The organism is Parashewanella hymeniacidonis (assembly GCF_016900895.1).
Lineage (GTDB): Bacteria > Pseudomonadota > Gammaproteobacteria > Enterobacterales > Shewanellaceae > Parashewanella > Parashewanella hymeniacidonis.
In genome coordinates this window covers 61,728-75,518 of sequence record NZ_JAFEUN010000008.1, presented here as the reverse complement: position 1 = coordinate 75,518, position 13,791 = coordinate 61,728, and the positions used below count along the sequence as shown (strand labels likewise).

Genomic DNA, 13,791 nt, shown 5'->3' with positions numbered 1-13,791 from the left:
GGTGTTTTGTTCAGAATCGCCATTTTATTTTGATAGTTGTCGTGGTTGACTTATTATCTCAAAAATAAAGCTTTTCTCCTCAGATTTTTCTTCTTAATTTGTTACCCATGTTTGATGGGTTCCTTTTTTGTTAAAAACTAAATTTAACATCAAAGCCAAACTCTGCACCACGATTAATTTTCGCAAACGGGGTACCTAACACGCCTGCGGTGAGACCGACGACATCCAACACTCGGCGCTCGTCTGTGATATTTTTCCCCCAAAGACCTAGCTCTAAACTCTCGTCCTCAATGGCCCAGCTCAGTCTTGCACTTAAATTCTTAGTGTCTCTAAAGAATTCAGGCACTGCTTTTTTGTAATCCTCCAACCCTGGAATGTCCATATTAGTGTTTTCAACGAAGGCATAATCGACATGCAGATTAGTGTGACCCATACCAAAATCAGGCATCCAATCTAACGTTAGTGTATAGTTTGTTTGCGGATCTAAATTCGTCGTTTGAGCTGAAATAAGTTCGCTTTTAGCATTGTAAAACTCTGGTGAATTGATTTCTGTTTTACGATATTCAGATACGGCTCCTAATGTCAGGTTGTCAGTAACATTCCACCTAAGTTCAAGTTCAATACCTTTTATCGTTCTGTCTTCATTAACGATTATCGGCACAGCTTGATTAGCACCAGGTGCTCTTGACTCTACTGTCTGTTGAAAGTTATCCAATTCAAGATAGTAACCACTAATGTTGGCTACTAACTTGTCAAACAAAATGCCTTTATATCCGATTTCATAGTTTGTAGTATCTTCTGGCTGAAAGGCTTCAACCCTCGGAGATAACGAGTCAAAACCACCCGATTTATATCCTGTAGAGTAAGAAGCGAATATCATATCCGTATTCGAAAAATGATAGCTGGTAACCAATCTTCCTGTGACTTTATCCCAACTGTCCGATGCTTTTAAGTCAACAACAGGAAAAATGATATTTGATACACCAGGGCGAATGGCTGCAAATGATGTCTCAGGAATAAACCAACTGAAATCTTTATCATCATTAGAGTATCGTAAACCTGCGATAACGTTCCAATTATCAGTAATTGAAAAATCTACGTCGGCGAACACTCCCCAGTTAGTGAAGCTACCTTGGTTATGAACCGATTCTTGCCACCAGCTACCAGTGTGACTCGGGCCGAAGACTTCTGCTATTCCTAACGCTTGTGAAACAGCGTCGTAAGTTATGTCACCTGAAAATTGAACAATCTCAGCGGTTAAAGGCTGCCCAGGCATGCCGATAGCTGTCATTATATCATCAGCAAATCCTAAAGCAGTTAATGCTCCAGCCCATTCAGCGGGGTTCCAAATGTGATCTAAAGGGAAACCGCTGTCGGAGTATATTTGTTGCACAGCGCCAGAGAATGTTGCACCTTCGCCAAATGCTGCCGCTGCATGCGCGTCTGTATTACCACCCAATTGAGCCGCCAATTGCTGCGCCATCATTCCTTGAATAACATTATTGAGCTCGCCCGTAGTCAATCTTGCGGCAGTATCTGCGGTTAAATTTAAATCTGTTCTTTGTTTTACATTTTCTTTTGAGAAAGAAAAGCCAGTGACTAAATTCACTCTATCGGATGTATAGTTAACTTGGAGTTCAGTATAAAAAATATCAGAATCATAGGCCGTATTCGTATCGAAATAACGTGTTCTATCTCCAGTCCCATCTGAATCTTCGATGTTATTTGTATCCCAATCACGATAGCTTACGATGTACTTCATTGACCATTCATCATTAAAATCATGATTCAATTTAGCAATTAACCCGTACATATCCCGTGACTCTTTGCCATTAAACACATCGTTTGCAGCTTTACTCGCAAATGGGTCTTTGCCACCACCGTATGCAAATTCGCTCAAGCCCACTGCAACCGGTGGTGCTTGGTCTAAATCATCCCAATCAAACGAAAACTGAAAATCGGTACTCTCAGAGATATCCCATAAAAAGGCGATTCGAGCAGCATCATGGTTACGAGCACCTAAATCCCAAACTTTTTGACTCTGATTCCATTCTGCATCTTGGACGTTTTCGACAAAACCATCTTGTTTGTTGGTAATCCAATTTGCTCTCATATAAACGTTATCACTTATAGGAACATTAACCATTCCCTCATAACGCTGTAGATTATCGGTTCCCCAGCTTCCTTGTAAAAAGCTTTCAAATTCTGCACTCGGTGAGTTAGGCACGATGTTTACAACACCCATGGCAGCATTTCTGCCAAATAATGTCCCTTGTGGGCCTTTCAGCACTTCAACACGAGCTGTATCAGAAAAAATGACATTTTGGGCAGCGCTCGGCATATATACATCATCATAAAAAATTGCTGAAGAAGGATCGCCACCAACACTAATATTCGGGCTAGAAATACCTCGTATTTCAACTACTGACTGAGTGGCATTGGCATCATAAAACTTGAAACCTGGGATAAACTTATCAATTCCGCTTAAACCTATAGCTTTGGCATCATCAATTGTCTTTTCACTTACTGCACTTACGGTTACTGGTACATCCAAAATACTTTGAGAACGTTTTTGAGCTGTTACTGTTAATACTTCGATTTCGTTGTCTTTGTTATCTTCTTCAGCTAAAACGGATAAAGGTGATGCTAACATCGAAGCTAAAATAGCTTTCGTCACCAAATTAAGAGACGTATTCTTTTTTGTTTGATCATTGCTTATGTTTTTTAGAAAGGTCGTGCGCAACATTAAATTTCCCCTTTATCATTTTTAGAACTTCCCGTTCTCTGTGCACCACTGTATTTGACGCGTAATTTTATTGCTTACGTTTTTACTTAAAATGACTAATGGAAACTTAAAACAAACTGACGGATTATTCAAATCGCCTTTATTTGCAGTAATTATGTTGGATTAAGACTGTGTTTTTGAACTCAAGCAATGTCATTAGAATAAAAAGTCGATGGGATAACTTGGAATTCGTAAATTGACAAAAAAAATGGCGCATAGCGCGCCAAAAGTTGGGATAGAACAATTTGTCTCAATTGAAGTTTAAAATGAGATTCCGTGGCCATTTTTTTCAGTTACGGCTACAGGAAATTCTGAAATTGCAGGAATCGCTTTACGAACTCGAACTTCCAATTTAGCAAGCTCTTTAAAGTTATCACACATTGCATCTGCTTTATATTCAAGCTGCTGCGCTTTAGCTTCAACTTGCGTTTCGATGTCATTGCCCATTTTCTCCATTTTTTGCTCAAATGAAGCCATTTTTTCATCAAAGCTACCGCCATCAGAAGAAATCAGCTGACTCCCCAAAGAAATCATGATGCTACCAATCGAGTTTTTAACTGCATCTTCGATTTCTTTTTCAAATTCTTCATCAAACGCGCTGTCAATCGTTGAGTCTGTCGCACCTAAGTAAAACTCACTTCCATCTTGGTATGCAATTTTAGCTACTCGCGCTTGTAAACCTTCCATTAACTCTTCGATTTTACCGCTGGCGTCATCGCCTAAAAGCGTATTCATTGAAATCGTGACTGCGCCAGACGCCATTTCCATCGCATCATTAACCAGATCAATCACTTCTGGAACTTGAGCATACATTTCATCAGAGTACTGATTCAGTAATTGCGTTTGCTTACTATCTAAACTGATTTTCTTTCCTTGAACAAACAGCTTACTTTGTTCGATGCGATATTTTTCAGTACCATTATCACTGACAACCATCATATTCGGTTTGATGGCTAAATCGTAATTCAACGAAACATTACAATCTTTATTGTCATGTGCCATTACGGCACTTGTTGTTAACGCTGAAGTGATTACCAATGCAGTAGCTGTTTTAGTCAAGTTCATGATTCAATTCCTTAAGTTCCATTTTGTTAATTGAAACTTATCAGGAAACATGCCAAACATGATAAGCAACTAATTTAAAAGGTTTAAATCAACTTTGATTAGATAGGGATGATGGGGGGGATTTGAATAAAAACTAAGAGTTAGTGAAATCGACTAACTCTTAGTATGAAAAATTTTCAGGAAACTACTTTGCTTTTTCGAAAATAATATCCCAAACACCATGGCCCAAACGTTGACCACGGGCTTCGAACTTCGTTAAAGGACGATAATCTGGACGCTCGACATAATCTAAAGTTTTCGATTGATTGCTATAGCCTTCCGCTGCATTCATTACTTCAAGCATATGCTCTGCATAATTTTCCCAATCAGTAGCCATATGGAACACACCACCAACTTTTAACTTCTTACGAAGTAATTGCACAAATTCAGATTGCACAATACGGCGCTTATGGTGACGTTTTTTATGCCACGGATCCGGGAAAAACAGTTGAACTCTAGCAAGAGAACCATCAGCAATGGCGTGCTCTAGCACTTCAACAGCATCGTGATGATATACACGGAGATTAGTCAAACCAGCTTCTTCAGCCGCCATTAAGCAGGTACCAACACCGGGCTTATGCACTTCAATACCAATAAAGTTTTTCTCTGGCGCAGCTGCAGCCATTTCCACAAGCGATGCACCCATGCCAAAACCAATCTCAAGAACGGTATCCGCACCTCTAGCAAAAACCCGTGATAAATCAAGTGCTTCATGGCTGTATTCCATCCCTATTGTCGACCAATTTTTTTCAATTGCCTGAGCCTGACCTTTGGTCAAACGACCTTCACGTAAAACGAAGCTTCTTACCTTTCTCAGGTATTTGCCTTCTTCATTAAATTCAGCCGTTGTAACTTCGCTCATGTTTGCCCCAACAAGTATTGCTATCAAGAAAAGGGCTGCATTATACCTTTACCGATTCAAGTTGCAATTTAACTATCAATCCTGAGTTCTAGATACTTTTGGCTCTGAACAATACACGGCATTAAGCCACCTTCCCCAGAACCGTGCTAATCATTGGTAGTGTCAATAATAAATGCGGTACTTCACTGGACGCTTGCAGCACCTTCAGACTCTTTAAACATAAAGGCTTTATTCAGATTCAAAATGTTATCATTGACATCATTTTGATGATTGATTGGGTAATCAATGTCCACAGAAAATTTATCAACATCTACTTCAGCAATAACGACTTCTTTATCACATGAATTAATCTCCTTACCGAACGAACAGCAATTAGCTCAATTCGGAGTAAAACCTTCTGAGGCGATCCCTCTCCATACCCGTTTCATGGCTGAAAATGTGACCTTTAACAAATGTGAACTAATTCAAAAATACGCAAACTTCACATACCCTTGTGTCATTGCGAGCCACTTCAGGCAAGCCATTGAGCAAAAGAAATTAGATGCAAACGATATTCATGCCCTTATTGATAATACACCTAAAGAAAAAGTCTTAGGCGTTCTTTTTATTCTATTAAAGAAGCATAAAGGCAACAGTAAAACACTTAACTTATTAATTTTACAAAAATTAACTGAGTATGAGCAATCATTCACTGAAGATGAAACAAAAAAAATATTACCATTTTGCGTAGAAGTAGGATTTTCTGACTTAAAAAAATATGCACCTGTATTATCAACATTTTCTTACTCATTTAAAAAAGATGCAGTTTGCTTAGGACTTAAAACTGAAATAACCGAAAACGAAACAGAACCCAATGATGATGAAACTGAAATCACTTTTAAGCGTGAATTATGCTTCCACCTCTGGCATTTGTTTTCTCCAACAGAATGGGAGAGAGTTGAGGATGAAACAAGCAAAACAGAGTTTGTTTTGCATGAGTTAAAAAAACAAGTCAATGAGCCTTGTGTTAAGTGGGCAAGTGCACAACTACAACCAGTTGATAGTAGAGATTTTGCATGCATCGTTAATCCCCTAAAAGTACAGGGTGAGTACGGGCTAAATTTAATCACTACTCTTATTGAGCATTCAAGTCCTGAGCAAGCAGCTCAAATATTAAGTTGCTTTGATATTGAATTGCAATACAATTTATTATGCCGTTTGTCAGAGTCAAAAAGGGATGAATTGCAGCAAACTGCTCGTGATATTCTAAATAAAGTACAGGTACAGCACTCTTTAACAGCCCCCATAAAAGTGACCGAAAGGAAGCAGCCCGTTATCCCTTTTGATTCTGTTTACGATGTGTTCGCTCCAGATAAGTCTATAGTTGCAACACTCGAAATCAGCTCTAAACATTTTGCTTCATCTGACGAAATACAAACTAAATGGAAGGTATCGGTTACATCTCATCTACCAACTCACTGTGGCTATTTCGAATTTAGAGATGAAGCAGGATTTGCTGAAACTGTACGCCAACTTAGTGCCAGTAGTTATAATCACAGTGTCGTTGAAGTTACAGGCCGCGAATACAGCTTAAGAAGAAACGGAGGTGTTAGACGATTACACGCTCGTTGGCCAGAAAACCCTATCGAGCGGACTATGCCTAAAAATGCTGTTAAACAAACTTCATCTCAAACCAAGTTGAAAGGTGCACCACGTGACCAAGCCTCAGCGAGTGAAGAAGTACAAGGTTTCGAGTTTTGTGACCAAGTTATAGAATATATGGTTTATGAGCGAAAAGGTGATAGTTTTCCTAAGAACTTTACGTCACTACACTCTCAAATTTACGAATGGGATCAGTTTGGCTTCAAATACAATAACCGTTATGCTCAAACCGTTCTAAAACAAACCCAAACCATGGCAAAAGAACGTGAGGTCTCTTCAGAGTGTGCAGATAAAATTAAACAATTACTGATGTTTAGCGATTCACATGCCCAAGTTTTAACAGAAACGTTTTATAAACAGGGAAGGATTCAAGAACATTGTCTGTTCGATCCTCTAGGTGTTTTTCACAGTTTGTATAAAGGGGTTCTCTCACCTCACAAATCTGTACACAATAGTTATTTACAACAGTTTGTAGCGGATCAATCTGGTAAATATGTTATTCAGCGATCTAGGCAACGTGCAGCCCCCGCTAAAACCGTCCATACACAATTTTACTTTGAACCAAGCAATGACAAATCACATTGGGCAAAAATAGTATTCAAAACAACTCCTGATCAAAAAGAGTTAGTGGCAATCTCTAGAAAGGGCTTACCTAGACCTCAGGCGTAAGTACCTGACCATAAGTTTCTTAAGGTTTTTAGTGCCCAACTTCAGCACTCTACTGCGTTGCAATCTCGGTTACATAGCTACAGTGCCCTACATTGCGCCTTGTATAGCATTAAACCTGAAACAAGAAGTTTCAAAGAACTTATCGACTGGTACTCAGGAGGTATTCACTGTTACTAGGGCGCGCCCTAATAGCCCATAAATTTTTAAATAAAATGAAAAAGCCAAGGTTATGAAGAAAAATTGATGGACTACGATGATATTTTTTGTTCGAGATTTATTTTCAAAGTACAAGTTTCAGAGGCACTTGTTTAAAATTTTGTGGATCGCTACACTTGCGGCCATGAAAAAAATAAAAACGTTTTCCCATCGCATCACGACTTGGTACGATCTTTTTGGCCGCAAAACGCTCCCATGGCAACTGAACAAAACCCCATATAAAGTATGGGTTTCAGAAATAATGCTACAGCAAACTCAAGTTGCTACTGTTATTCCTTATTTTGAAAAGTTTATGACGAGCTTTCCAAACGTAGTTGCATTAGCAAATGCTAAACAAGATGAGGTCCTGCACCATTGGACGGGACTTGGTTACTACGCAAGAGCAAGAAATTTACATAAAGCGGCTCAATTGATTAGAGATAGATTCAATGGCAAATTTCCTGTTCAGTTTTCTGATGTCATCGAATTACCTGGCATTGGTCGCTCAACTGCAGGTGCAATCTTATCACTCTCATTAGGAAAACATTTTGCAATTCTTGATGGTAACGTAAAACGCGTACTTGCAAGACATGGGGCAATTGAAGGCTGGCCGGGGAAGAAGACCGTTGAGAATCGACTTTGGGCATTGGCTGAAAATTTATCACCTGAAGATGATATCCAAAAATACAATCAAGCCATGATGGATATTGGTGCAACGATTTGTACTCGCTCGAAACCAAGATGCGAAGACTGCCCCGTCAACCAAGACTGCAAAGCACAGCTTCAAGGTAGACAAACTGAGTTTCCAGGCAAGAAACCGAAAGTAGAAAAGCCTGTTCGTACCACTTTTTTCGCTGTAATTGTCTCAAATGGAAAGGTTCTGCTCAAACAACGACCTCAACAAGGGATCTGGGGCGGCTTATGGTGCTTTCCTGAATTTTCAACGAACACAGAACTTGATGAGTATCTACTCAGCAGAAACATAGATTTAAGCACAGTTTCAGAGCTTTCAGGTTTTCGGCATACCTTCAGCCACTTTCATTTAGATATTTCAGCAACTCTGATAAACTTGAGCAATAAAACCAACCAACTTACTGAACCTGATTGCGAGTATTCTGGATTATGGTATAGCTTGGATAATCCTGAAAAAGTTGGGCTAGCCGCTGCAACTGAAAAAGTATTAGCAGAAGTAAAAATTTCACGAGGATGAGAAAATGGCACGTACCGTAAATTGCGTATATCTAAATAAAGAAGCAGACGGATTAGACTTTCAACTGTATCCAGGTGAAATTGGAAAAAGAATTTTTGACTCAATCAGCAAAGAAGCTTGGGGATTATGGCAAAAGAAACAAACCATGCTGATCAATGAAAACAAATTAAACATGATGAATGCTGAAGACCGTCAGTTCATCGAAAAAAATATGGTTGAGTTTTTATTTGAAGGTAAAGACGTACACGTTGAAGGTTATGTTCCTGAAGAAAAGTGATTTGACCAAAGCTCACTAAGTTTATTTAATCAATCTCTATTGCGCTTTATGGTAGTCTACTTCAATTAATTGAAAATTAGACTACCTAACTATGGCCACTTCAAATATCAACCTTCAGAGGTGTCAGAGTGCACCAGAGCTTAATCACTTAGACGACCACACTGAAACGAATTGGCCAACACCTATACCTATTGATTATTTCGAAGGGAGCTCGGGTACAGAACTAATTAATGATAAAGCAAGGCTACATATCACTCGTTTAACGCCCGCTATCTTTAAATATTTAGACTCACTTCCTAATGGCTCTGTCCTAAAACATGGCCTTAAATCTAAACTTGAACTACCGTTTAAATGCCTTGATACGGCTATTCTAACTGTCAGGGTGGTTCGCGCCTTGGATTATGCCATCAAAAACAACTCAGTAAATGAGTGTAATCAACAGCTCATTATTGAAACAATTACAGCTTTAAACAACGTTGACGCTTCACTTACTGAGGATGACCTAATGTTTGCCTTTGCAGTTTTAAGCGATTCAAGTTGCACGACGGAATATATAGTCCCTGAGCAGGCACTTAACGAATGTGCGGAGTGTTTTTTATCTGAAAACAATGAATCTCTTTTAATTACTTATATAAAACAACGAATAAAAGTAAAAGACGACACATCATTGGCACTCATAAAAATGGTAACTTGTGTTGATTGGGCTCCAATTAATTATCCCAACACAGAAAACTACTCTCCACTTCTACTAGCATGCAGAGAAGGAGATTTGGATTTAGCCCTAGAACTTTTACAACATGAAAAAATTGATATCGAAGTAAAAACCTCAGAAGGTCAGAGTCCATTAATGTTGGCTAAAAAAAGTATGAGCACACAAGATTATAAAAAGCTAGCTATCGAGCTTTCTGAAACTATATTGAAGCTAGTAGATTACAAATTAACTTTATAAAATGAGTGATGAGCATTATCAATTACATAAGCAGTCTAAGTAATTTTATAAATAAACAAACAGTAATTGATAACTAGGGCCTGTTGATCTTTCAGGGTTATATTTTGTGCTTTTTTAGCGGTTATCTGTTCAAGGCGTGAACAGCTCACAACACAGGACAATGAACACTCAAAAGCATCGAAAAAAGAGAGAGCGTAAATTGGTCGCTCTTTCAAAATAAAAAGTGCTACGTTATCGCTTGCTTATTTGGAAACGAAGTAACGACAGTTTTGTATGTCGGTAATAACCAAACAGCACAAGCTCTGCCTTGCATAAAATAACCAATTTATCGCTGCAAAAATAATCACGAAAGATCAACAGACCTTTACTAAACTCGACAAAGCACAGTGATCTATGTCACGATTCACTCAGGAAATAATAATAAGCTCAAAAATAATTCAACGATTTGAGCAAAAAGTTTTTGGGTAAAACTATGTCACAACATAAACCTGCCAGCTTGCTGGATGCACTGCTGCCAGTCATTGCATTAATCACTATGCTTATGACTTCCGTTTATCTCTTTTCATCAGACAGCTCATCCGGCGCTAACCAAATTGCATTAATTCTTGCAGCCTGTGTCGCTTTAGTCATAGGCGTAAAAAATGGCTATACATGGAAGGAAATGGAAAAAGGGATTATCGAAGGCATCGGTGTCGCCACTCCTGCACTTCTAATTCTTTTCGCCGTAGGTTCACTCATTGGAACTTGGATTTTATCAGGCACCGTTCCGACGATGATTTATTATGGTATGCAGGTTCTTAACCCTGAATACTTTTACGCAGCATGCTGCGTGTTATGTGCTTTAGTCGCACTTAGTATTGGCAGCTCATGGACAGTAGCAGGCACACTCGGTATAGCCTTAGTCGGTATTGCGGGCGCAATGGGATTAAGCATTGAGATCACTGCTGGTGCAATTATCAGTGGTGCATATTTTGGCGACAAGATGTCCCCTTTATCAGATACCACTAACTTAGCTCCAGCTGTAGCAGGTGCTGATATATTCAGCCATATACGCTATATGGCTTGGACAACCGTTCCGAGTATTTTGATAGCTCTAGTTATATTCTTCTTCTTAGGTTTAAATACAGACACTGCAAATTTAAATACCAACCTCACGTCAAGCTTGAATTTAATTCAAGAGCAGTTTGAACCAAGCCCAGTTTTATTAACGCCGTTACTTTTTGTTTTGTGGCTTGCTTACAAAAAAACGCCTGCATTTCCTACTGTTATTATGGGTGCTATCGTTGGTGCAATTATGGCTGCTATTTTTCAATACGACGCAATTATTGCTTCAATTAATGATCAGTCTTTATATCCAGCTGTAGCGCTATTGAAAGGTATTTGGATCGCAACCTTCGATGGCTATACCGCCAATACTGGTGATTCAGTTTTAGATAGTTTACTTAGCCGAGGTGGAATGAGCAGCATGGTTACTACAGTTTGGTTAATTCTGTGTGCTATGGCATTTGGTGGTGTAATGGAAATTACTGGCCTTCTTGCTAAATTGCTCGAAGGTGTCTTAAAAATGGTACGTAGTGGTTCAAGCTTAATCATCGCGACTTTAGGTTGTGGTATTGGTGCCAATATTGTTTGTGGTGACCAGTACATTGCGATTTTATTACCTGGAAGAATGCTTAAACTTGAGTATGCTAAGCAAAACTTAGCGTCTGTTAACTTAAGCCGTTCTCTTGAGGATTCAGCCACCATAACCAGTCCGCTTGTACCATGGAACACATGTGGTGCCTTTATGGCCAGCACACTGGGTGTGGCAACTCTTGCTTATTTGCCCTTTGCCTTTTTCAATTTAATTTGCCCACTGGTGAGTTGCTCTTACGCTTACTTCAAATTTAAACTAGAACCATTAAACCCTGAAACGCAAATTGCATAAGTAACCACCACCTAAATACTTGCTACACTTATTCAATTAAGTGACAGGTATTTAGGTAACCTCATGAATCTTATATCGAAATTTATAATCATATTTAGCCTTTTTCATTGTATTGCTAACGCTGCGACCCATGAAGGTCAAAGCATTGATGATAAACAATTATTATGTTCAATGTTTATATTTAGTAGCTCACAAACAACAGAAAACTTAATCTGTAAGTTTGATAGTAAACGCCCAGACGAGGTTGCAGTATATAGCTCTCAATTCCCAGATTATTACCGCTTTTTTAGTAATAATGGTAAACAATGTAAAGTCGAATAATTTTTACTCTAAATTCACAAATTATATAAATAATATTTAATTCGAATTTCCCTCGTACACCCGTTATGATTCAAAATTCTTTTCTCGAAGCACAGCGTTAACTTGAGGTAGACAATGAAAAGGATTGGTGCACTTATAGTCACTATTCTAGCTTTTACGAACACTTCTCTAGCAACCACATTTCAGGGAATAAAGCTCGATAATCAACCATTAAAATGTTCATTGACCGTTATTGGTCAACAACCCGAACGAGATCTTACCTGTATTTTTTTAAAAGGTGCCTCTGATAGCGTAAAAGTGATTTACCCAGCTAGCCTGCAAGGAAAGCGAAAATCACCTCAAACCTTCCACTTTGAAAGTAATCATGGAAAAATATTTGGAATTGATAGAGTCGCTATCTATCCAAAAATGAAGGACATGGATAAGAAAGGTGTTGATGAGCATAACTTTAATATCTACGGCGTACTCAATGTAATCCCACCAGATGCTGAATCTAAAAAGTAAATTTATCTTTTATAAAGCCATAATGGTAATACCCCCACTGCCCCCAACGTCTGAGTTGTGCAAAAGGCATTTGGGGTAATGGAGAGCGATACAAAGGTAAATTTGGTATTTTCTCTCCCGTAAGCGATTGCGCTAAACGATACGCAGCCTGCGAACTGAATGATACTCCTGCACCACAATAACCTAAGCTATAACCAACGCCGTTTTGTTCAAAGACATGAGGCATATCATCAAAAGCTGCAGCTATCCATCCAGTCCAGTTAAAGTCGACTTTACAAGCTACCAGAGCAGGAAAGCACTTATTCAACGCTTGTTTTAAACGATAACCGTACTTTGGATTTGTAGCATCTTTACCCCACACAGCTCCTCGTCCACCAAATAACAGCCGATTGTCGGGTAACAAACGATAGTAATATTTAAGAATTCGAGTATCCATTGCGACTTGATGAGTAAAAATGCCAGCTTGTTGAAGCAATTCCACAGAAATGGGCTCTGTGACAATAACATTGCTAAGAATAGGTAAATACTTGTTGTCTATTCTCTGATTAAACTGTTTAGGCGTATAACCGTTACCTGCACAAATGACTCGCTTAGCACGCAGTTCATCTTTATCTGTAATAAGTCGGTGTATCCCGCTCTCTTCAACCCAATCGACTACGCAAGAGTGTTCCGAAAGCATCACGCCTGCATCTTGAATGAGTTGTTTATAACCCAGCAGTAGTTTTACAGGGTTAATACCAAAGCCATCATTCATTCTCAGCGCACCAAAGGCTTGATGATGATTCATGTAGCGTTGCTTAAACTCATCAGGTTGAATGAATTCAGCCGAATCTCCAAAATTACTTTCAATGAAGGCGGCGGCATTTTGCATAAACTGCATCGCTGGCTGATTATGAGCAATTTTTAGATACCCTTTCTCTTGCCTATCACAATTAATTCCATTTGAAGTGATTAAGTCATCGACTCTGGCGACGGCTTGAGTAAACTCATTGTAGATCCCCTTAGCGGTATCGATATCCCACCTTTTTGCCATTTGGGAATAACTTAAACGACCAGAACCTTTTAATACAAAGCCCGCATTACGTGCACTGGCACCAAAACCGATTTGGTTTGCCTCAAGTACGTGGCAATCAATATTAAATTCAGTGGCTAAGTAATAAGCTGTCAGTAACCCAGTGTAACCACCGCCAATAATTGCGACATCTGTTGATTGAGCATTAATGAGAGCTGGAGCAGTATGGCCCAGAGGAATATTATCCAGCCAATAGCTTTCAGCTAAAGGCTGATTTTTAGGTGAAGCATTAATCAGAGGATCGTACATAGATTTATTATTGTTCTTTTATCGGC

10 protein-coding genes are annotated in these 13,791 nt (G+C 39.0%); 6 read left to right on the top strand and 4 right to left on the bottom strand.

What is annotated here, in order from left to right:
* Positions 1-130: 130 nt before the first annotated feature.
* From JQC92_RS03260 to trmB, 3 genes are all read right to left on the bottom strand, one after another.
* Positions 131-2,746: a TonB-dependent receptor gene (locus JQC92_RS03260; protein ID WP_204998303.1), complete on the bottom strand. Its 2,616-nt coding sequence runs from the start codon at positions 2,744-2,746 to the stop codon at positions 131-133.
* A gap of 300 nt (positions 2,747-3,046) precedes the next feature.
* Positions 3,047-3,850, bottom strand: a complete 804-nt coding sequence (locus tag JQC92_RS03255) for a YggN family protein (protein ID WP_204998302.1) — start codon at positions 3,848-3,850, stop codon at positions 3,047-3,049.
* Positions 3,851-4,034: 184 nt separating this feature from the next.
* A complete protein-coding gene (trmB, locus tag JQC92_RS03250; protein WP_204998301.1) occupies positions 4,035-4,751 on the bottom strand; it encodes a tRNA (guanosine(46)-N7)-methyltransferase TrmB in 717 nt (238 codons plus the stop codon).
* A gap of 285 nt (positions 4,752-5,036) precedes the next feature.
* On the opposite strand from trmB, the gene JQC92_RS03245 reads away from it, so the two are divergent.
* The 6 genes from JQC92_RS03245 (at position 5,037) to JQC92_RS03220 (ending at position 12,444) form a co-directional block, all read left to right on the top strand.
* Positions 5,037-7,061 (top strand): hypothetical protein, encoded by a 2,025-nt coding sequence (locus JQC92_RS03245; protein WP_204998300.1) that lies wholly within the window; start codon positions 5,037-5,039, stop codon positions 7,059-7,061.
* Between the two features lie 340 nt (positions 7,062-7,401).
* Entirely contained in the window at positions 7,402-8,466 is a 1,065-nt protein-coding gene (gene mutY / locus JQC92_RS03240) for an A/G-specific adenine glycosylase (protein WP_204998299.1), read from the top strand.
* 4 nt (positions 8,467-8,470) lie between these two features.
* On the top strand, positions 8,471-8,743 hold the full coding sequence (locus tag JQC92_RS03235) for an oxidative damage protection protein (RefSeq protein WP_204998298.1): 273 nt from the start codon (positions 8,471-8,473) through the stop codon (positions 8,741-8,743).
* Positions 8,744-8,834: 91 nt separating this feature from the next.
* Complete coding sequence (locus JQC92_RS03230; RefSeq protein WP_204998297.1) at positions 8,835-9,692, top strand: hypothetical protein; 858 nt, start codon at positions 8,835-8,837, stop codon at positions 9,690-9,692.
* A 472-nt stretch (positions 9,693-10,164) separates the two neighbouring features.
* Positions 10,165-11,619, top strand: coding sequence for a Na+/H+ antiporter NhaC (nhaC, locus tag JQC92_RS03225; RefSeq protein ID WP_204998296.1), 1,455 nt, complete (start codon positions 10,165-10,167; stop codon positions 11,617-11,619).
* A gap of 435 nt (positions 11,620-12,054) precedes the next feature.
* Positions 12,055-12,444 (top strand): hypothetical protein, encoded by a 390-nt coding sequence (locus JQC92_RS03220; RefSeq protein ID WP_204998295.1) that lies wholly within the window; start codon positions 12,055-12,057, stop codon positions 12,442-12,444.
* Here JQC92_RS03220 and JQC92_RS03215 read toward each other — a convergent pair.
* Positions 12,434-13,765 (bottom strand): NAD(P)/FAD-dependent oxidoreductase, encoded by a 1,332-nt coding sequence (locus JQC92_RS03215; RefSeq protein ID WP_204998294.1) that lies wholly within the window; start codon positions 13,763-13,765, stop codon positions 12,434-12,436. The genes JQC92_RS03220 and JQC92_RS03215 overlap by 11 nt on opposite strands.
* Positions 13,766-13,791 lie beyond the last annotated feature (26 nt).